The organism is Actinobacillus suis ATCC 33415 (assembly GCF_000739435.1).
Classification (GTDB): domain Bacteria; phylum Pseudomonadota; class Gammaproteobacteria; order Enterobacterales; family Pasteurellaceae; genus Actinobacillus; species Actinobacillus suis.
Genome location: NZ_CP009159.1, coordinates 975,261 through 994,342, shown reverse-complemented (window position 1 = coordinate 994,342; position 19,082 = coordinate 975,261). Strand labels below are relative to the sequence as shown.

At 38.3% G+C, this 19,082-nt stretch carries 17 protein-coding genes, 2 tRNA genes and 3 pseudogenes; 6 read left to right on the top strand and 16 right to left on the bottom strand.

Features of this window, described 5'->3' with window-relative positions:
• Nucleotides 1-168: 168 nt before the first annotated feature.
• Nucleotides 169-558 (top strand): Cu(I)-responsive transcriptional regulator, encoded by a 390-nt coding sequence (gene cueR, locus ASU1_RS04545; RefSeq protein WP_039195098.1) that lies wholly within the window; start codon nucleotides 169-171, stop codon nucleotides 556-558.
• Nucleotides 559-594: 36 nt separating this feature from the next.
• A pseudogene (gene arsB, locus ASU1_RS04540) lies at nucleotides 595-1,356 on the top strand (ACR3 family arsenite efflux transporter); the annotation flags it as partial.
• An 83-nt stretch (nucleotides 1,357-1,439) separates the two neighbouring features.
• Here arsB and ASU1_RS04535 read toward each other — a convergent pair.
• Nucleotides 1,440-2,054: a cation diffusion facilitator family transporter gene (locus ASU1_RS04535; protein ID WP_039195096.1), complete on the bottom strand. Its 615-nt coding sequence runs from the start codon at nucleotides 2,052-2,054 to the stop codon at nucleotides 1,440-1,442.
• A gap of 70 nt (nucleotides 2,055-2,124) precedes the next feature.
• Between ASU1_RS04535 and ASU1_RS04530 the strand changes: the two genes are divergently transcribed.
• Both ASU1_RS04530 and ASU1_RS12040 read left to right on the top strand, forming a co-directional pair.
• Nucleotides 2,125-2,523, top strand: a complete 399-nt coding sequence (locus ASU1_RS04530) for a Cd(II)/Pb(II)-responsive transcriptional regulator (protein ID WP_012340851.1) — start codon at nucleotides 2,125-2,127, stop codon at nucleotides 2,521-2,523.
• Nucleotides 2,524-2,537: 14 nt separating this feature from the next.
• Nucleotides 2,538-2,897 (top strand): annotated as a pseudogene (locus tag ASU1_RS12040) (arsenical-resistance protein); the annotation flags it as partial.
• A 52-nt stretch (nucleotides 2,898-2,949) separates the two neighbouring features.
• On the opposite strand, the pseudogene ASU1_RS04520 reads toward ASU1_RS12040, so the two are convergent.
• The 13 genes and pseudogenes from ASU1_RS04520 to ASU1_RS04460 all read right to left on the bottom strand — a co-directional run.
• Nucleotides 2,950-3,565: pseudogene (locus ASU1_RS04520) on the bottom strand (zinc-binding dehydrogenase); the annotation flags it as partial.
• A 99-nt stretch (nucleotides 3,566-3,664) separates the two neighbouring features.
• Nucleotides 3,665-3,988 (bottom strand): hypothetical protein, encoded by a 324-nt coding sequence (locus ASU1_RS04515; RefSeq protein ID WP_235189034.1) that lies wholly within the window; start codon nucleotides 3,986-3,988, stop codon nucleotides 3,665-3,667.
• A 150-nt stretch (nucleotides 3,989-4,138) separates the two neighbouring features.
• On the bottom strand, nucleotides 4,139-4,573 hold the full coding sequence (gene ssb, locus ASU1_RS04510; RefSeq protein ID WP_005607789.1) for a single-stranded DNA-binding protein: 435 nt from the start codon (nucleotides 4,571-4,573) through the stop codon (nucleotides 4,139-4,141).
• Between the two features lie 302 nt (nucleotides 4,574-4,875).
• Nucleotides 4,876-5,343: a DUF3158 family protein gene (locus ASU1_RS04505; protein WP_005620769.1), complete on the bottom strand. Its 468-nt coding sequence runs from the start codon at nucleotides 5,341-5,343 to the stop codon at nucleotides 4,876-4,878.
• Between the two features lie 15 nt (nucleotides 5,344-5,358).
• Nucleotides 5,359-6,117, bottom strand: a complete 759-nt coding sequence (locus ASU1_RS04500) for a PFL_4669 family integrating conjugative element protein (protein ID WP_039195094.1) — start codon at nucleotides 6,115-6,117, stop codon at nucleotides 5,359-5,361.
• Nucleotides 6,118-6,270: 153 nt separating this feature from the next.
• Nucleotides 6,271-7,470, bottom strand: coding sequence for an STY4528 family pathogenicity island replication protein (locus ASU1_RS04495; protein WP_039195092.1), 1,200 nt, complete (start codon nucleotides 7,468-7,470; stop codon nucleotides 6,271-6,273).
• 146 nt (nucleotides 7,471-7,616) lie between these two features.
• Nucleotides 7,617-8,168 (bottom strand): DUF2857 domain-containing protein, encoded by a 552-nt coding sequence (locus tag ASU1_RS04490; RefSeq protein WP_005607778.1) that lies wholly within the window; start codon nucleotides 8,166-8,168, stop codon nucleotides 7,617-7,619.
• A complete protein-coding gene (locus tag ASU1_RS04485; RefSeq protein ID WP_039195090.1) occupies nucleotides 8,165-9,856 on the bottom strand; it encodes a ParB family protein in 1,692 nt (563 codons plus the stop codon). The genes ASU1_RS04490 and ASU1_RS04485 overlap by 4 nt, the downstream gene beginning before the upstream one ends.
• Nucleotides 9,857-9,868: 12 nt before the next feature.
• A complete protein-coding gene (gene dnaB, locus ASU1_RS04480) occupies nucleotides 9,869-11,224 on the bottom strand; it encodes a replicative DNA helicase (protein WP_039195088.1) in 1,356 nt (451 codons plus the stop codon).
• 3 nt (nucleotides 11,225-11,227) lie between these two features.
• The gene (locus tag ASU1_RS04475) at nucleotides 11,228-12,058 is read right to left on the bottom strand and encodes a ParA family protein (RefSeq protein WP_005607771.1); all 831 of its coding nucleotides are present in this window, start codon (nucleotides 12,056-12,058) and stop codon (nucleotides 11,228-11,230) included.
• A gap of 67 nt (nucleotides 12,059-12,125) precedes the next feature.
• Nucleotides 12,126-12,211 (bottom strand) — tRNA-Leu (locus tag ASU1_RS04470).
• A 248-nt stretch (nucleotides 12,212-12,459) separates the two neighbouring features.
• Nucleotides 12,460-14,013, bottom strand: a complete 1,554-nt coding sequence (gene xseA, locus ASU1_RS04465; RefSeq protein ID WP_014991664.1) for an exodeoxyribonuclease VII large subunit — start codon at nucleotides 14,011-14,013, stop codon at nucleotides 12,460-12,462.
• A 34-nt stretch (nucleotides 14,014-14,047) separates the two neighbouring features.
• A tRNA-Met gene (locus ASU1_RS04460) sits at nucleotides 14,048-14,124 on the bottom strand.
• A 202-nt stretch (nucleotides 14,125-14,326) separates the two neighbouring features.
• Between ASU1_RS04460 and mltA the strand changes: the two genes are divergently transcribed.
• On the top strand, nucleotides 14,327-15,424 hold the full coding sequence (gene mltA, locus ASU1_RS04455; protein WP_014991663.1) for a murein transglycosylase A: 1,098 nt from the start codon (nucleotides 14,327-14,329) through the stop codon (nucleotides 15,422-15,424).
• A gap of 64 nt (nucleotides 15,425-15,488) precedes the next feature.
• Here mltA and ASU1_RS04450 read toward each other — a convergent pair whose 3' ends face one another.
• Together ASU1_RS04450 and cmoB are read right to left on the bottom strand one after the other, a co-directional pair.
• Nucleotides 15,489-15,824: a hypothetical protein gene (locus ASU1_RS04450; RefSeq protein WP_014991662.1), complete on the bottom strand. Its 336-nt coding sequence runs from the start codon at nucleotides 15,822-15,824 to the stop codon at nucleotides 15,489-15,491.
• A 145-nt stretch (nucleotides 15,825-15,969) separates the two neighbouring features.
• Nucleotides 15,970-16,932: a tRNA 5-methoxyuridine(34)/uridine 5-oxyacetic acid(34) synthase CmoB gene (cmoB, locus tag ASU1_RS04445; RefSeq protein WP_014991661.1), complete on the bottom strand. Its 963-nt coding sequence runs from the start codon at nucleotides 16,930-16,932 to the stop codon at nucleotides 15,970-15,972.
• Nucleotides 16,933-17,141: 209 nt separating this feature from the next.
• Here cmoB and ASU1_RS04440 point away from each other — a divergent pair, with 209 nt between their 5' ends.
• Nucleotides 17,142-18,989, top strand: coding sequence for a site-specific DNA-methyltransferase (locus ASU1_RS04440; RefSeq protein ID WP_014991660.1), 1,848 nt, complete (start codon nucleotides 17,142-17,144; stop codon nucleotides 18,987-18,989).
• Nucleotides 18,990-19,082: the final 93 nt, after the last annotated feature.

Sequence of the window (19,082 nt, the reverse complement as noted above, 5' to 3'; positions counted from 1 at the left end):
TCCGAATGTTAAGTTAAAGTGGATTATCAAAACAAAGTGCTTTTAAGCGATTAAAAGCATTGCTTTTTTGTTTTGATGTGTGCATCATAAACCCTAACATTACGTTAGGGTCAAGGGTTATTTTTACTTGATAACATTTTTTTACACACCACTCAATAAGGAGCAACAATGAACATCGGACAAGCGTCTAAATCTACCCAACTTTCCGTCAAACAAATCCGTGATTATGAAAAAGCAGGCTTATTAATTAACCCATCACGCAGTGAAGCAGGTTATCGGATTTATAACTCCAATGACATCGCTCGGCTAAAATTCATCGCCAAAGCCCGCAGCGTCGGTTTTTCGCTTGCACAGATTGGCGAGCTTTTGGCACTGCAAGACAATCCACACCGCACAAGTGCTCAGGTCAAAACGATCACCGCCAGTCATATTGATTTTTTATCCAATAAAATCAAAGAATTAAAATCAATGCAACACACCCTGCAAGCGTGGAGCGATGCCTGCGGGGGCGATGACAATCCCGACTGCCCCATCTTAAAAGGCTTGGGCGATTTTTAACCACTATCAAAGCAGATGAATGCCATAGCTTGATAACAGCCTTTTACGATGGCACTTGTGGGCTGGTTGTTTTTTAAGGTGTTTTTTGCTGGCTGGGTAGATGAACAATCGGCAGGCGAGTACATTGCAGGTATGATTTTGCTTGGGGTGGCGCCTTGTACGGCAATGGTGTTTGTGTGGTCGCAACTGGTCAAAGGCGACCCCAATTACACTTTGGTACAGGTTTCGGTCAATGATTTGATTATGATTGTGGCGTATGCTCCGATTGCAGGCGTATTGCTCGGCGTAAGCGGCATAGAAATTCCGTGGAATACCTTGATTTTAAGCACGATTTTGTATGTGCTGTTGCCCTTGCTGGCTGGGTGGTTTATCCGCTCTTATTTACAAAAATCGGGTAAATTGGTGGCACAATTTTCAGGCAGCCTGAAACCTTTTTCCATTATGGGTTTGATTTTGACGGTAGTGTTGCTGTTTGCCTTTCAAGCCCAAACCATTATTGCCAACCCTTTGATTATTCTGCTGATTGCTATTCCCCTGCTGGCACAGACTTACGGCATTTTTGCCTTGGCTCACGTTTTGGCAAAATGGCTCAAATTACCACACGAAATTTCCGCCCCTGCGTGCTTGATTGGCACGAGTAATTTTTTTGAATTGGCGGTGGCGGTGGCAATTTCTTTGTTCGGTTTGCATTCTGGGGCGGCATTGGCAACGGTGGTCGGTGTGCTGGTGGAAGTGCCTGTGATGCTCTCGCTGGTGTGGTGGATAAACCGAAAATCGCTGGGGAATAAAGGGGTGTAGGTTTTTCAGGCAGCCTGAAAGTTATTTTGCAAAATTTAAAAATAAAAACACCGCTTGAACATCAATCCAAACGGTGTTTTAAATTAACTGACTTTTAATTCCGCCCAAGCCCTTTTGATGATTTCTTGACTGGCTTGTAATGCCAAAAATGCCAAAACAAACGCCACAATTAAATCAGGATATTTTGATTGAAAAAAATAAACTGCCATACCCGCCAAAATTACCGCCACATTACCAATCGCATCGTTTCGGGAACACACCCACACACTGCGGACATTGCTGTCGCCATCACGAAATTTTAATAATATCAACAATGCCGACACATTGACCAATAACGCCAAAAATCCCACAATGCTCATTTCAGAATAACTGGGCATTTCCCCATAAAACACACGATAAATGGTCGTCATTAAAATAAATAAACCAAAACCGCCCATCGTTAGCCCCTTAACCATAGATGCTTTGGCTCGGTAACTTAACGCCATTGGCAAAACAATCAAACTTATCAAGTAATTGGCACTGTCGCCCAAGAAATCCAAACTGTCTGACAACAGCGAAGTTGAACCCGATTTAACCCCCATCACAATTTCCACAAAAAACATTGATAAATTTAATATCAAGACAATCCACAAGGCTTTTTTGTACTTGGGCGATTGATGAATGGGCTGATTTGAACCACAACAATTTTGGCACGCCATTTTTTGCTCCTGTTTTAAGATGAAATTTGCTATACTATAAACTCCGTAGTCATTACAGGGTCAAGCTAAAGTGTCAAAATTTTTTAAAATAAAACAAGCCAGTGAACAAACAGGCGTACATTTGGAAACCATTCGTTATTATGAAAAACAAGGCTTAATCGCCCCTACACATCAACAAAATGGCTATCGTGTGTTTGATGAAAATCAGTTAGAACAATTACGCTTTATTAAAACTTGCCGTAATATCGGTTTTTCTTTAAGTAACATCAAAACGCTGTTGCAATTACAACAAACGCCTAACAAACAATGCAATGAAATCAATGCACTTGCCGAGCAACATTTGGCATATTTGGACGAACAAATCACAGAACTACAACAAGTTAAAACTTTTTTAATGCAATTTGTGGGTTGTGAAAATAAAACGGTTGATAAGTGTCAGATTATTCAAGGTATTAAAGAAAAAGAATAGCGGAATATTTTTCAGGCAGCCTGAAACCTTTTTCCATTATGGGTTTGATTTTGACGGTGGTGTTGCTGTTTGCCTTTCAAACCCAAACCATTATTGCCAACCCTTTGATTATTCTGCTGATTGCTATTCCCCTGCTGGCACAGACTTACGGCATTTTTGCCTTGGCTCACGTTTTGGCAAAATAGCTCAAATTACCACACGAAATTTCCGCCCCTGCGTGCTTGATTGGCACGAGTAATTTTTTTGAATTGGCGGTGGCAATTTCTTTGTTCGGTTTGCACTCGGGGGCGGCATTGGCAACGGTGGTCGGTGTGCTGGTGGAAGTGCCTGTGATGCTCTCGCTAGTGTGGTGGCTTAATCGGCAGGTAAAATAACGATGTGCCGTCTGAAACTTATTTTTCAGACGGCATATTTACCTTAAAACAATCAAACCTTTACCAAAATCTTCCCAATCTGTGCATTGCTTTCCATATAACGGTGAGCTTCCGCCATTTCATCAAAAGCAAAAACTTTGTCAATTTCTGGTTTTAATTGACAGCTTGCTAAGCCGTCAAACACGAATTTTTTCGCTTGAGCGAGTTTTTCTGGTACGGTAGTGATTTCAAACAATTCATAGCCTCGCACGGTTAAGTGTTTGCCTAAAATTGGGAACACAGGCACGGCGATATCATCGTGGCTTAATGCACCGTAGATGATGTATTTGCCGTCTTGTGTCATTGCGTTGATAATTTTTGCTGCTTCTTTGTCACCCACAGGGTCGAACACTAAATTCACGCCTTTGCCGTTTGTAATTTCTAGTAATTTAGCCGTAACGTCATCTTCTTTGGTGGCAATCACAAAATCCGCCCAGCACATCGCCTTTGGCGTGCGTGCGAGACAGAGCAATCACGTTTGCCCCTTGCATTTTGGCGATTTGAATGGCGGCAATGCCTACCGAGCTGGTCGCTCCGCCCAATACAACAAAATCGCCTTTTTGCACCTTGCCAAATTCAATCAAACCGCCGTATGCGGTTACAAACATCATCCAACTTGCCGCAGCTTGATAGAAATAATATGTATTCTGAAAGCGTTGTTAGTCTATTATATTGATGACTAAGAGATACGGCAGAATAAATATCAATAAATTGAGTCCTACCTTTCATTAACACACTTTTTTTGTATTGATTACATTCTTTTGCTTTTTTACATTTATTCTCATATGCCGAATAAGAGATTCTAATTGGTTTTCTGTTAAGAGTACTTTGTTATGAATTAGATCACTAATAACAAGATTATTCTGTTTTTCCCAATTCATTATCCACTGTATAGTTCCCAGCTTATTTCTAATTGTGTTTACTGCGGATTGATTACGTAGTTCCACAGTTACCCATAAGGTTGAATAAAAATCAGGAATACCAGTTTTAACATTAACCAATATAGGAAAACGTTCTCCATTTGAAAAAAGGACTGTTTCTAATCTATACATATTCATTTAATTTACAAAAATATCATATATAAATACTATCAAATTAAAGATGTTGTGTCGAAATTAATGTAAAAAAAGAGAACCCTTTTAAAATAAAGGGTTCTCTATATTTATATGGGTTTTATTTTACAGTTTTAAATTATATGTAACTCAGAACGGAATATCGTCATCAAAGTTATTTATCGGAGGCTCCGTTTGATTAACTGCATTAGTCGGTTGATTTTGTGTTGGAGCAGGAGAAGTTCCATTATTACGTCCACCTAGCATTTGTAATATATCACCTTGAATTTCGGTCGTATAACGATCTTGACCATTCTGATCTTGCCATTTACGTGTGCGTAGACGGCCTTCTACATATACTTGTGAACCCTTGTGGAGATATTGACCAACTACTTCTGCTTGACGGCGATAGAATACAATTCGATGCCATTCTGTTACTTCACGGCGTTCTCCGGTCGTTTTATCCGTCCAGCTTTCACTTGTTGCAACACTGATATTTGCAACTGCTTCACCATTCGGCATAGTTCGCATTTCAGGTTCATTGCCGAGATGCCCAACAATAATGACTTTATTGATACCAGCCATCTTATTTACTCCTTTAAAGAATTAAGTTAGGTCTATTAGACTCGATTCAACTCAAGAAAAAATCATTTAATTAAAATCTCATTGGAATGAATTTTTAGCAGATGATGTTGAATAAAGGCTTCACCATCTACTTCGACACTAAATATCATTTTCACATTTGCAATCATATACTCCTCAATAAGAAAGGTATTTTCTTCGTTAAGGTAAGGGGCTTGTCCCCTTACCTTTAAAAGGCCTTTTAATGCAGGGATTACATACCTAACTTTTTCAGGCTTTACATATCTAAGTTTTCAGAGATTTCATCACAGGGCGTTTTCCACTTTTTCAATTTTAGATGCACATTCTGACAACTGTCGCAGAATATAATTGAAGATAGAAATCTGCATATTGACTAAAATACGATCTTTTTCCACTGCGACAAGCTGATTACGTAAAGATTCTGGCACATGACTATCAGTTAGTAATGGTTGCCAAACGGTTTCACCTGTACCGGTATGATGCATACTGCGCCAGCGTAAAAATGTCCCACCTGATGATGAGGATTTATCTTTGATCATAAAAATGGGTAAATGTTGTAATTCACTCGCTCTCACTCGCTGAACCATTTCTAACTGATAATCCATAAAAGCTGTACGTGCTTGATGAACTTGCTCAAATAAAATTTGATAATCTGCCTCAGTCTCTAAATGACTAAATAGTTGTTTCAGTACATTATTTACATCAGCTTTTTTTGCAAGTTCACGATACATGTCTTCAGAAATTAATCCCATAAAACAACCTATTCCTTATTCCTGTTTTGTACTTGCTGTAACATGGCTCTCAACGGCTTGTTCATTCTCATCGCCTAATAGAGAATTATGACGAATGAAAGGAGCATAGTCCGCACGTCGCTCACCGGTAATCACATAATCTGGTACTTCATATCCCATTCGTTTAATTGCAGCTTGATAACGTGCATTATTTTCTTGCGCATCTTTACGAGTGATACCAGAATGTTTGTAGTTTTCAATCACGCCAAAACATCTACGAATTAGGACAGCTCCTGCTTCTAGCCATTCTTGTGCATCTGAACGAGTAAGTAACGCAATATGTGCGGCAGTCATGGTTACTCGAGCTAAATTATCGAAGTCACCTAAAAGATACAGTAATTGATAGCCTAATTGAGAATTGACATAAATTGGGTAAGAAATAGGTGATACATTAGTGCAACGTTCAAACTCAATACTTTCTGGTAGTCTATCCGCATAAATCCCTACTAGCTTATCCACTAATTGCTGCATTTCTTGACGGTAAGTTAGTACCTTTTCTTCAAATCGTAATAAATAATCATCAGCATAAGGATCATCTTGAGCAGCATCTTGCTGGATCAGCCCAATTAGTTTTAAAGCATTTGGCATACTCAAAATAGATGATTGAGTAATTTTACCATTCTCGTCTTTCGTAGAATTTCGACCTGTCCATAATTTATGCGCATATTGGGTATGTAAGGTAAATTTAATCTCACTACGTAACGGACCAAGTTGAGATTCAGGTGTAGTCGTCATAGTTAATACTCCTATAGATTATTTCTGTTTAAATTTTGTGCTTTGAAGAGTCCCTCTTCACCGATTATTTTTTATTCATAGTGTAGTTTTTACATAATGGTTAAATTTTGTACTTTGTAGAGCCCCTCTACACTGGTTGTTTTTTGTTCAGTATTAATTGAGGCAAAGTTGCATCCGTAGCTGTTTCATCTGTTTGACTAATCTTTCTCGCTCCATTGGAGAGATTTTTTTCTCTTGCGTTGTTCCAATCGCATTTGATCTATTTGCTATGGATGCTGGTTTTACAGAGATCGGTGTATTTGATACTTGTTGCCCAAGCTCAAAATAATAGGGTTTAAAGTTGCCTTGATGTGCTTTCTGTATCAATGTGTACAAATATCCGCTAGGTTTTTTTACATCTTGTTTTTGAATAATGCGTTGTTGGGCTTCTAGCAAGATAGCTCGACATAAGCCTAAATCTAATCCATTCATCGCTTTAGCAGCCATGTTTTTTTCTACCGTAGAAAGCGAGATTTCTGCTGGCCAAATTAATTCTTCTGCATTTCCAGTACAGTACTTATTAATATATAAAGTACTAGTACTGTACTGTTTTCCTGACTTCCCTAATGGAAGAGAGTCTAAAATCAATGAGTTAGCCTCATTTTTATCCCTGACTTCCATATTGGAAGTTAGGCTTTTAGCTGATTTTTCCCTGACTTCCACATTTTTATCCCTGACTTCCATATTGGAAGTTAGGATATTTTGTTGAAGATTTTGCAGTTCTTTTTTTGGTAAAGACGAGTCTTCAGGTATTTGTGCTATACGTTGTTGATATTCACGATAGCGAACTTGCATACTTTCGAGATGCGATACATAGTGCCATTGCGTTTTATCAGAAAGTAAATGTTCAATAATATGATTAGCTACACTATTTACAAGCCCGTCATGATGGTTAGCACATTTTTCCAAAAACGTTAAATATTCATCATTTAATTGAATTGCATCTAAAATAGGAATTGGTTCATCGTGCAATAGGTAAACATTACCCATTACATAACCTTTCTCGTTCCTTACAGTTTCACATAACGTAAGCCAACGAGTTAAACGTAAAAGATAAAGCGTTTGTGTAATCGCTTTTTCAGATAATCGGCTCTCTGTATAAGGTTTATCTGATAATAATTTTCCTAATACGTCATAAGACGGGAAGAGTCCGCTTTGAAATTCTCGCGCATTGCATTTAATCAGTTGCCAGGCAAATTTTGCTCTAGGTGTTAAATAAGGATCATGCAATAAACGTGTCGGTACAGTTTCATGTTGATTACCAAAAAAGAGTAATCCATGTTCTGTTCGCTTATTTTGTTGGGTTATCTTCATTTTATTCTCCAGCCAACATAAAGAGTTTTTTTATTGCACTAATATGTTGTGGTGATATAATTACAACGAATAATTTCCATAGAGTCATAGATGGAAATCTCCAACCCCAAAGATAGAGGTTTAGGCTGTCTTTGGGGTTTATTCTTTTAGTTACTTTGCCATTCGCAAACAAGCTTCCAAACGACAGTAAGGTTTATATTGCTTTCTTCCGCAATAAGACTTAGCAACTCCAATCCTTCTAATGAATGAAGATTTTCTATCGTTGCTTGGTATTTCTTCCATAGATTCCAAATCAATTCCTGCTCTTCATCCGTTGCTGCCGCTTTTCTGCCCATTTTTTCTTCTTTGCCAAGTAATTGGCGACGAGCAGAAACAGCTGAAGTAGATAACCCGAAGTATTGATTCAACATTTCGATAGAAGCTCCAAGTAGGAGTGCGCGATCAATAACTTGTTGCTCTTCTGCATTTTCTTGTGCAACAGCAAGCAATTTCCAAAATGCATCATGATTAATTTCTACTTTTGCAAATTGAACTGTGGAATGACCGATATAAAATAATTCGTCCAAAGTTAATTGATTTATTGCTTTAAGCTCATCTTCCGAAAAGCCTAGATTTAAACAAGAACGAACATTACCTTCTCGTAGATTAAGTAGTACATTGGCTAACAAGGCTTCATTAATAGTTGTTTGCTTAATCATGGTTGAGCTCCCTGGCGTAAATGACGTACAACTCGAATAAGACGGAAAATTTTGACTAACGTAATATCATCAATTCCAGTGCCTGATTGTTGAATGTCAAATAAAAAGTGGCTATTTAAATTGCAATGTACCGATTGTGAAAAATCATGTGTTTGTAACATTGAAAGTAACTGATAAATAAAAGAAGCATAATCCGAAAGTGAACTATCGTTAGGTTTCATTCGGTAGCTATAATCCACAGGATTTTTAACCACATGTTCAACTAATTCATTAATATTGGCTGTTTCGGCAATATCTAAAGCCAAAGAATAGGCTTCTGAACGATAGTTGCGAGCGGGATAAATCTGCCAAATATCTTCGACTGGCTGACGACCACAACAAGCAAACGAAAGTCCATTCTCAGCTGCACGTTTTTCACGTTGCTCTTGAATACTCATACCTGGAGTTAAACCAAAATCTTGTGAAATCTGAGTTAGTAGTTCTGTCTCCGTGTTTTCACTCGTATTCACAATACTTGTTTGTGCATTATTAAAGAAATCCATCACATTTGATGTAAGCTCTCCACTAGATTCAATGTCTTCATTCCCCTCACTAGATGAAGGAGTAGTAGGAATTAGTGCAGAATCTTCTTTAATGAGTGAATTTTTATCACTAGGTTTTGATGTACTTGTAGCGATAGGTTTTGTTTTTACCGTTTCTTGGTGTTGTGTAATTTGTTCAAGACTATGCTCAACATTATTTTCTATCTCATGTTGTTTCGCCGCAATTTTTTTGAATTTTCTTTCATCAAGATCAATTTCAAGATAAAGAGATTCATAGCTTGTTTTCCCTTCTAGTAAATCAGCCATCTGGGTAATTAACTTATCTTGAAAATCACGTACTTGAAATGGCGAATCCTCATTACAACTTGATAATGAACTTGCCCAGACATTGTTAAAAGAAGTATCCATTTCAAGATGATAATGATGCCAAACTTCATCTGCGTTATTGCGAATTGCAAGTAATTTATCGATTTGCGTATGACCTAATCCTTTAAAAAGCACATCAGGAATATGAGGATACAAATGGGTTACACAGCGTTCCATTTTGGCAATTAGCGTATAGTGGATAATATAACCGTCTTTTTCCAGCTCAGTAGATAATTCACGAGATGAAAGTGATTTTCCTAGTTTTTTCTCGTAATATTCTTTCGCTTGTAGAATCCCTAAGGCCTTCTCAATGAAAGATAAATCTGCACGAGTGTCATTTTCAATTAAATGACCGATCAGGATATTTAATTCAGCTTCTACGCTATCTGCAGAATCGCCTTGCCATGGTTTATATTCGCAACTAATTGACCAAAATTTCGGATCTTTGGTTTCAGTAAATAATTCTTTCAAGGCTTGAATTCGAGTATTGCCACCGTCGGCGATAATATAAAAATCTTCTCCTGGGCGACGAGTAATATTCGGTTTATGATCTAAGCCGCGGCGGCGGATGGATTCTTTAATCATTTCAAAATTAGGGTTACGTGTCTTACGAGGATTATGCTCATAAGGGCGTAACTTATCTAATGTGACAGTAATATATTCCACCTCTGAGCTGTAATGATTTGGTGTGACAGTTGAGTATGATGGAGATATATTGGCAATTGGGCTTACATTTAAATTTCGTGCAATAGCTGCCGCTCTTTTTTCATTTTTTGTCATTTTTTATTTCCCCTAGTATTGTGTTACTGCTAAATTTTCAAAGAGTGAGTATTCACCGATAAATCGCGTAAATACTGTCTTTAACGGACCATTACGTTGTTTTCCGATAATAATTTCTGCAGTACCAGGATGTTCAGTTTGTTCGTTATAGACCTCATCTCGGTAAATGAACAGAATGAGATCCGCATCTTGTTCTAAGGAGCCTGATTCTCGTAAATCGGCATTCATAGGACGTTTATTTGCGCGTTGTTCCAAGCTCCGGTTAAGTTGTGAGAGAGCGTAAACGGGGCAATCCACTTCTTTCGCTAAATTTTTTAACGCCTGAGAAATTGCGGTAATTTCTAAATGACGATTTTCGTAACGACGAGAACCTTGCATTAATTGCAAGTAGTCAATAAAAATTGCCGCCGGTTTACCATATTTGCGGATGTTATAACGAACTTTCGAACGTAATTTTTGAGGGGTGAGTCCTCCTTCATCATCAATGAGTAAACGATTTTTCCATTCATCTAGAATATGCCCCATCGCAAGTGAGATTTTTGCCCATTCATCTTCACCTAACTGATCTGCTTTACGGATAGCTTGTAAACTCACTCGAGCTCGCATAGCTAGAAAACGTTGCAGAATTTGTTCTGCCGGCATTTCCATGCTATAGAATTGAATAGGTAAATCTTTAAATTTTTCTAAGGTGTGATAAGCAATTGTCTGACAAAATGCAGTTTTTCCCATGGAAGGTCTTGCACCAATTACAATAAAATCTCCTGCCTGACCACCTGTAGTTACTTCATCTAATTCCTGAATACCTGTAGGAGTGCCTGTAACTGGATCAGCATTTTGGGCAGAAGATTCCATTCGAAGAACCACTTTTTTTAAAGTTTCATTTAAATCTATAACGCCCTCTGTCTGCTGAGAGAGTGTTAAATCCGTAAACTGTCTTTCAATATTTTCGAGAAGTTCATCTAATTTTTCGGCTGATTTGGCAACTTGTATTTCAGAAATAATATTCTGGCCCAGTCTTAAAAGTTTGCGGTGCTTGCTGTATAACACGACAATATCAATGTAAGCTTTAAAGTTAGCTGTAGTTGGAGTAATCTTAACTAACTGAGCGATATAAGCTAATCCTCCTAGCTGCTCCAAAATACCTTGTTCTTTGAAATATTGTTCAAGCGTTAATATATCGACGGGTTTAGCATTACTTAATAATGAAAAAATCCCTTTAAAAATAATTTGATGTGCGTGCAGGTAAAAGTCATTTGGAATGATCACATCAACTATCTCATCAAAGAGGCTATTATCAAGAATAAGCCCACCGAGTACCGAGCTTTCGGCATCTACAGAATAAAGCTCTATTGGTTGTTTATGGCTCATTCTTTACTCCTTACCCATAAAATGGCTTTGAGCAAATTGAGGCATCAGCAATGAACAGAGTTGTTGGATTGTTTTATATTCTGCTCGATTTTGTTTGTATACCGGGATAGAGAATGTTGCAGCCTCACGATAGGCCACTTTATCTGGAACTGTAAAATCTAGTAATGTTTTGGAAGCATCAAATTCTGTTGCAAATAGCGTATGTAAATGTTCTGAAACAAATTTCACATCATTAGTATGATCAACACAATTAATGACAGCTTTCAATGGAGGGAGGGTGAACCCAAAATTTGCAAAAGTCTGCAAATCTTGATACATCCCAATCGTGCCGCGAATAAATTCTTTTGCAGACAAAATATGTGGAAGAATAGGGCAAAAAAGAACATCCGCAGCTAATACAGACATATCTACGGTAATATCGCGAGTACCACGAGTATCTACAATGACTACATCGTATCCATCAATTTTACTTAGAAGTAAGCTAAAGCGAAGTGCACCATCTGGCGAATCTCGTAACATAGGACTAATTTTATTTGATGGGTCGTTTGACTGGATTAAGTCAAGATTAGGAATTTGTGTTTTAGAAATGATATGTGACGGTTCTACATCTCTAAAATGTAGAAATTCATAAGTGCCACCAGGAGCCTGATAATCCAAAGCATAATAAGAACTTAATGTAGGTTGGGTATCAGTATCAATGAGAAGAGTTTTTAAGCCATGTTCAGCGCAAAATGCACCAATATTTGCTGCATTTGTACTTTTTGCCGAGCCGCCTTTAGTTGAAGCTACAGTAATAACAAAGGGCTTATTTGAAGCGTTTTGTAATAAATTCATAATTTACTCACTTAACAAAGAAATTAACGTTAAGGAGTATTGGCTTTAAAAGGAAGGGTTTTAGGTATGGTGCCTGAGGTCGGACTCGAACCGACATGGTTATTCACCGGCGGATTTTGAATCCGCTGCGTCTACCAATTTCGCCACCCAGGCAAGGATGAATTTAGTGAATTTCTCAGAACTGAGAACGAGAAGAATTATAGGGAAATTAGTCCGCTTGTGCAAGGGATAAAAACGCATAAAACATTGTTTGCATTAAAAAGCAACACTTATTTTAACTTGAAAAACGAAGTTATTCACACAACTTGTGGATAACTTCGTGAACAACAATGCACAAGAGCAAATAACATCTTGATTTGGCAAAGGAAATATTAATTAAAATAATATAGGTTATATTTTAATCAATTAATTTTAATGATTTCACTCACGATTTCGCCTTGCGAAAGTTTGGTGGTGATTTGTGTTCCTACCTCAAGATTTTGGGTTGAGCGAAGAATTTCGCCTTGCGAGGTTTGTGTTACAGAGTAGCCTCTCGCTAGAATTTTTAGCGGGCTTAAACCGTCTATTTTCGTACAAAGTTCCTGAAATGCTTGCTGTTCTTTGGTTAATTTCTTTTCAATCGCAAACTGAAGTCGTTGTGCTAATTGTACATACTGCTGATTTTTCTTTTCTACATAATATGGCAACGGATTACGTTTCACTTGTTCAGCAATATGTTTCCACTGGTGTTGTTTGCGGATTAAGGTTTGTTCTATCGCTTGCACCAGACGATATTTGGCTTGCTTTAATTGAATTTGTTGCTGTTGTAACTGACGCTGTGGGTGCTGATTGGTTAAACGTAGCAACAATTGTTCGAGTTTCTGTTTTTCGGTTAAATAAGTTTTATGTATTGCATTTTCTAAGCGATAGCTAAATTGAGCTAATTGTTGCTGTTGTATTTGTACCTGACGAGCAGGATGCTGAGCATTTAAACGTAGTTTCAAACGTTCGAAAGATGCTTGTTTCTCCGCCCATAAGCGGTCAAAAGCAAGGCTTAATTTGTCAAATTGATGTTGTAACTGACGTACTAACTCTTGTTGATCTCGGCTAACCAATTCCGCTGCGGCAGAGGGGGTCGGAGCTCTTAAATCTGCAACAAAGTCGGCAATCGTCACATCGGTTTCGTGTCCTACTGCACTGATAATCGGAATATCCGAACGGAAAATTGCATGAGCAACGGATTCTTCATTAAAACACCACAAGTCTTCAAGCGAACCGCCACCTCGACCGACAATTAACACATCGCATTCACAGCGGCGATTGGCTAAATCAATCGTATTTACAATATCTTGTGTTGCTTCTTTACCTTGTACTAGCGTCGGATAAATAATGATCGCCAAGCTCGGATCACGGCGTTTTAGAATATTTAAAATATCCTGTAATGCTGCACCGCTTGAAGAGGTAATAATACCGACTCGTTTAGCAAAAGGCGGAATAGCTTTTTTCTTTTCTTGTGCAAAAAGCCCTTCGGCGGCCAGTTTCATTTTTAGTTGTTCAAATTGTTGTTGTAACAAGCCGTCACCGGCAGGTTGCATACTTTCAATAATGATTTGATAGTCACCACGCGGCTCATATAAACTAACGCTGGCACGTACCAGTACTTGCATACCGTTTTGCGGGCGAAAAGTGACTCGTTGGTTTTTCATTCTAAACATTGCACCACGCACTTGGGCATTTTCGTCTTTAAGGGTGAGATACCAATGTCCGGAAACGGGTTGGCTAAAATTGGAAATTTCACCGGTAAGCCAAACTTGCCCTAATTCCATTTCAAGTAAATTGCGTACCGAATAGTTAAGTTGCGTGATGGTAAGAATATTGTTCATATCTAGAAAGTTGCCGAGTATTTTGGGAAAGTTTACTGGTAAAAGAAGATAAGGTGCAAGCGGTAAATTTTCATTTGTTTTTTGCAGATACAAAAAAGCCCTCGATATTATCGAGGGCTAAGAATTCTGGTTGCGGGGGCCGGATTTGAACCGACGGCCTTCGGGTTATGAGCCCGACGAGCTACCAAGCTGCTCCACCCCGCGTCTGTATGTGGTGTATAATACTCGTTTTTAGCATCATTGCAAGCATAATTTATCGAAATTAGTTTGTTTGACTGAATTTGAAACAGAAATAGCATAAAATATCGTAAATTAAGGCTGTGTAAAGGATAAAAATTTAGTATCGTTTTAACAGGAATTTTGATACGCTAGCCTCTTTTCTATCAATCATTACTTAAGGTCTTTTATGAATTGGAAAGCATATAAAAAATGGGCAAAGGTTACTGCTATTGCGCTTTTAGTTGCAAGTTGTTCTTCAGATAATGCAAACAAAGGGCAGCATGATTACCAAGCCGAACACGCAAAGTTTGGCGCGGTATATAAAGGTCGTCAGTATATTCCGCATAATTTTGTCAGCACACCGAGAGTGGCGGCAAATGGATCTATTGTTAATTTCCAAGATTTCTTAAAACAGTTAAATAATGTACGTGCGTATGCCGGCGGTATTACCGGCCGTTATGCAGGCACTTACGGTAAAGTTTCCTCATGGATCGCTTCAGGTGGTAAGGTATCAGATTTAGCTCGTTACAATATTCACGCGTTACAAATGCGTGGTGAAGACGGCTTTCAAAACGTGTTAATGACCGGCTACTATTCTCCGGTAATTCACGCACGTCGTACACCGCAAGGTAAATATCAGCATCCGATTTATGCGATGCCAAGCCAAAAACGTTTTACCCGTTCACAAATTTATGACGGCGCGTTAGAAGGTAAAGGTTTAGAACTGGCTTACAGTGATTCAATGTTAGATAACTTCTTACTTGGCGTGCAAGGGAGCGGTTATGTTGATTTCGGTGACGGTCGTTTAAATTATTTTGCTTATGCCGGTCAAAACGGCTTTAAATATGCGAGTGTCGGTCGTTTATTAGTTGAAGACGGTGAAATTCCAAAAGAGAAGATGTCTATTCAAGCGATCCGTGAATGGGGCGAACGTAATCCGCATCGTGTACAAGGTTTATTAGAACGTAATCCGTCTTACGTTTTCTTTAAAAATGATCCGACCGGTCAAGTAAAAGGTTCGGCAGGCGTACCGTTAGTCGCATTGGCATCAGTTGCTTCAGATAAAAGCCTTGTACCGTCAGGCAGTGTATTATTGGTCGAAACGCCGTTAATCGATCGTGCCGGTAACTGGACGGGCAAACATGAATTACGTTTAATGGTGGCATTAGATGTCGGCGGTGCGGTAAAAGGTCATCACTTTGACTTATACCAAGGTATCGGCGATGAGGCGGGTCATAAAGCCGGTTTAATGAAACACTACGGACGTGTTTGGGTATTAAACTAATCATCCATCGTAGCAAGCGGTCGATTTTTGCAAAAACTTGCAAATTATGACCGCTTGTTAGCTTCTAGATACAGCCTCCACAACTGCCACAACGCCAGTCCTCTTTGTTTACCGCTTGATAAAAATAGCGAATAATGTTTTCTTCTAATGGCACATCTTGTTCAATAAACCAATCACTTAACCATTCAATATTTTCCACAATCCAATCATCTTCATCCAATCCTTCTAAGTAAAGCTCATCATCCGGATCCATATAGTTATAAATCCCTTTTGTGCCCATATCTTTATCTTGACGGTCTTTAGGCAGGGTAAGTTCTCGACCATTGTAATGAATAATCCAATGACCTAAACACATAACTTGTTGTTTACGACTCCAAGCGACAGTAAAAGGGTTCGACATAATTTATACTCCATTCGTTTTTTAAAATTTTAAAACTGACGAAAATAGGGGGATATACAAAAAATGGGGTAAATTGGAACGAGTTTGATTTAGTTCAAAAGAATAAGCCTCAGCAATGTGAGGCTTTAGCAGATAGGTATATGTGTTAGGTGTTGGCTAAAATTACTGCACGTTTCGGCGCAGGATAGCCTTCAATGGTTTTACTATGATCATTTGGATCGAGGAAATCAACCAAACTTTCATTTTCTAGCCACTCCGTTTTACGTTGTTCTTCTAATGTTGTAATGGCTTGATCAACACAACGAACATTTTTGAAGCCAACTTTTTCCAACCAGTTAATCAGACAATCGACCGACGGAATAAAATAAACGTTTTTCATCTTTGCATAGCGATCGGCTGGGACAAGACAAGTATTCACATCGCCATCAATCACTAGCGTTTCTAATACCAATTCACCACCTTTCACCAGTTGCGCTTTAAGTTGTGAAAGATGATCTAACGGCGATTTACGGTGATAAAGCACGCCCATTGAGAAAACCGTATCAAAAGCAGCTAACGGTTGCATTTGCTCAATACCAAGCGGAATTAAATGCGCTCGGCGGTCATTGCCAAGTAATTTACGCACCACTTCAAATTGACAAAGGAATAATTCAGTTGGATCAATACCCACCACCATTTTTGCGCCTTCGCCGACCATACGCCACATATGGTAACCACTACCACAGCCGACATCTAAAATAGTACGGTCTTTCAGCGGGGCAAGGTGCGGAAGTACACGATCCCATTTAAAATCGGAACGCCATTCGGTATCAATATGAATTCCGTGCAAATGATAAGGCCCTTTACGCCAAGGCATCAGCTGTTTTAAATGATGAGTCAGTTGTTTGGTTTCGCCGACTGAAAGCGGTGCATTTGGAATCGATTCCACCTTATCTTTCAAATTAATACAAGCGGTCGAATTTGGCATAAAATCGACAATTTTTGCCCACTTGGCATAATCACCATGCGTGGTTTTTTCCCACTGTTTTAATTGTAAAGGCAAAGTTTCCAGCCAAGCGGACAGATTCGTTGTTGCGATTTGTTGATAAAAAGGACGAAAGTCAATCATAGAAATTTTTGTGTCATTAAAATAAAGCCGACATTCTAGCAAAATTTGCAAAAAAATCTAAAAATTTAACCGCTTACTCTTTGTTTAAAATGATAAGATTTGTAGAATAAGTCCTTTGAATTTTTTCAAAGGGACATCATAATGCCTAACAGCACAGCCTTGCCAACTTTTCGCTTAAAGATCAACAACTTTTTCAATTAAAAGCACTCTTGCCTGAAATTTTTAGCGAGGGCAAAATTGATTTTGATAAGTTCCAACAGCTTTTCTCTGACAACATTTCTACTGAACCTGACCGCTATCATCTCAACTGGGCGGGCAAATCGCAGGCGTATCAGCAATTACAAATTCCTACGCAAAAAACGCTTACACCTTGTGTAGAAGAGAGCGTAGATTTCGAGCAAACGCAAAATATCTTTATTGAGGGAGAAAATCTAGAAGTATTGAAAGCGTTGCAAAAATCCTATTTCAATTCGATCAAAATGATCTACATTGACCCACCTTATAACACGGGAAATGACTTCGTTTATAACGACAATTTCGCCCAAAGCCAAACAGATTATCAGGCTCAAACTGGTGAAATAGGCGAAGATGGCTTTCTCAAAAAAGCCTTCCGCAAAAATGCCAAAGAGAATGGGCATTTCCATAGTAACTGGCTGAATATGATGTTGCCTCGCCTCCACCTCGCTCGTAATTTACTCAAAGATGACGGAGTGATATTTATCTCCATTGACGATAACGAACAGGCACAGCTTAAATTATTGTGCGATGAAGTGTTTGGGGAGGAGAATTTTGTGGCAGAACTTATTTGGGATAAGCAGCATTCTCAACAGCAAGGGCTATTCAAGACATATCATGAATACGTTTTACTTTATGCTAAGAATATAAATAATCATAAGAATATTAAAGGTGGGACAGGTGTTATTGATGCTGGAGCAATAAAGAAAATCTCTAAATCTAATCCTGAAAGTGAATTTACATTTCCTGCTGGAGTAAAATTTGAAGCAAAAGATGGTGTAGAACTAAAAGGAACTTTTGGAGATAGTGAAAAAGTTACTGTTGTTAAAGGATGCTTTAGGGCAATAAATGGCAGAACCCTAGAAGAAGTTACATTATCTGCAGGTTGGACACAGAAGAAACAAATGACAGAGTTTTTTGCAGGAAATGAAGTTTATGACACTAAAGGTCAAAAGGTTATTGAGTTCTATTTTTCATCAACAGGAAAGTTGAAATGTAGAAAAGAGAGAACATCAATAACTCCTCCTACCTTATTACCTAAATATGGTATGAGCAGTTTGCATACAGACAATTTAAAAGAGTTGATGAATGCAACAGTATTTAATAATCCTAAACCATTACCAATGTTAAGTGATTTTATTCGTTGGTTTACAGGGGGGACGGATATTATCTTGGATTTTTTTAGTGGGAGTGGTTCCACTGCTCATGCGATATTAGAGACTAATTTAGCAGAAGGTAAAAAGAATACATTTATAAGTGTTCAATTAGCTGAATCATTAAATGTAGATAATGAAGATCAAAAAGAAGCTGTTGAATTTTGTTTAAATTTAGGGGTTCCTGCAACTATTGCCGAAATTTCAAAAGAGCGTATTCGCAGAGCAGGTTCGCAAATTTTGCAAAAAAATGAGGAAAATCGACCGCTTGATGTGGGCTTTAAAGTATTCAAATTAACGGATAGCCATTTCAAACAGTGGCAATCGCCAACGGCAGAAAACCTTGCGGAACAACTAGAAATGTTTATCGACAATGTGAAAGAAAACACCGAACCACAAGTAATGCTATATGAAATTCTGCTACGTTTGGGGCTGAAACTAACCTGTAATGTGCGTTATGAAAACAACATATTTTGGATTGAAGATGAAAAATCACAGCACTATGCCATTTTATTGGAGCATATCGATGAGAATTTGCTTAATAGTGTTATCAATGTACAACCGCAAAAAGTGGTGGCATTAGATCGTTTGTTTGCTGGCAATGACGCATTGAAAAAAAATGCCGAATTGCAGATGAAAGATGCGAATATTGCATTTTTTGTGATTTAAATTAAAACCCCTCTTTAGCAAAGAGGGGAAGGGGAGATTTGGCAGAAGTGATTTATGCTCATACGAAATGAGACATCGTTATTAAATCTCCCC

Coding starts and splice junctions, on each gene's coding strand:
- ASU1_RS04515 (WP_235189034.1), bottom strand. CDS start 3,988: ATGTATAGATTAGAAACAGTCCTTTTTTCAAATGGAGAACGTTTTCCT.
- ASU1_RS04500 (WP_039195094.1), bottom strand. CDS start 6,117: ATGACGACTACACCTGAATCTCAACTTGGTCCGTTACGTAGTGAGATT.
- ASU1_RS04495 (WP_039195092.1), bottom strand. CDS start 7,470: ATGAAGATAACCCAACAAAATAAGCGAACAGAACATGGATTACTCTTT.
- ASU1_RS04485 (WP_039195090.1), bottom strand. CDS start 9,856: ATGACAAAAAATGAAAAAAGAGCGGCAGCTATTGCACGAAATTTAAAT.
- mltA (WP_014991663.1), top strand. CDS start 14,327: ATGAATTGGAAAGCATATAAAAAATGGGCAAAGGTTACTGCTATTGCG.
- dnaB (WP_039195088.1), bottom strand. CDS start 11,224: ATGAGCCATAAACAACCAATAGAGCTTTATTCTGTAGATGCCGAAAGC.
- ASU1_RS04450 (WP_014991662.1), bottom strand. CDS start 15,824: ATGTCGAACCCTTTTACTGTCGCTTGGAGTCGTAAACAACAAGTTATG.
- cmoB (WP_014991661.1), bottom strand. CDS start 16,932: ATGATTGACTTTCGTCCTTTTTATCAACAAATCGCAACAACGAATCTG.
- ssb (WP_005607789.1), bottom strand. CDS start 4,573: ATGGCTGGTATCAATAAAGTCATTATTGTTGGGCATCTCGGCAATGAA.
- ASU1_RS04505 (WP_005620769.1), bottom strand. CDS start 5,343: ATGGGATTAATTTCTGAAGACATGTATCGTGAACTTGCAAAAAAAGCT.
- cueR (WP_039195098.1), top strand. CDS start 169: ATGAACATCGGACAAGCGTCTAAATCTACCCAACTTTCCGTCAAACAA.
- ASU1_RS04490 (WP_005607778.1), bottom strand. CDS start 8,168: ATGATTAAGCAAACAACTATTAATGAAGCCTTGTTAGCCAATGTACTA.
- ASU1_RS04535 (WP_039195096.1), bottom strand. CDS start 2,054: ATGGCGTGCCAAAATTGTTGTGGTTCAAATCAGCCCATTCATCAATCG.
- ASU1_RS04475 (WP_005607771.1), bottom strand. CDS start 12,058: ATGAATTTATTACAAAACGCTTCAAATAAGCCCTTTGTTATTACTGTA.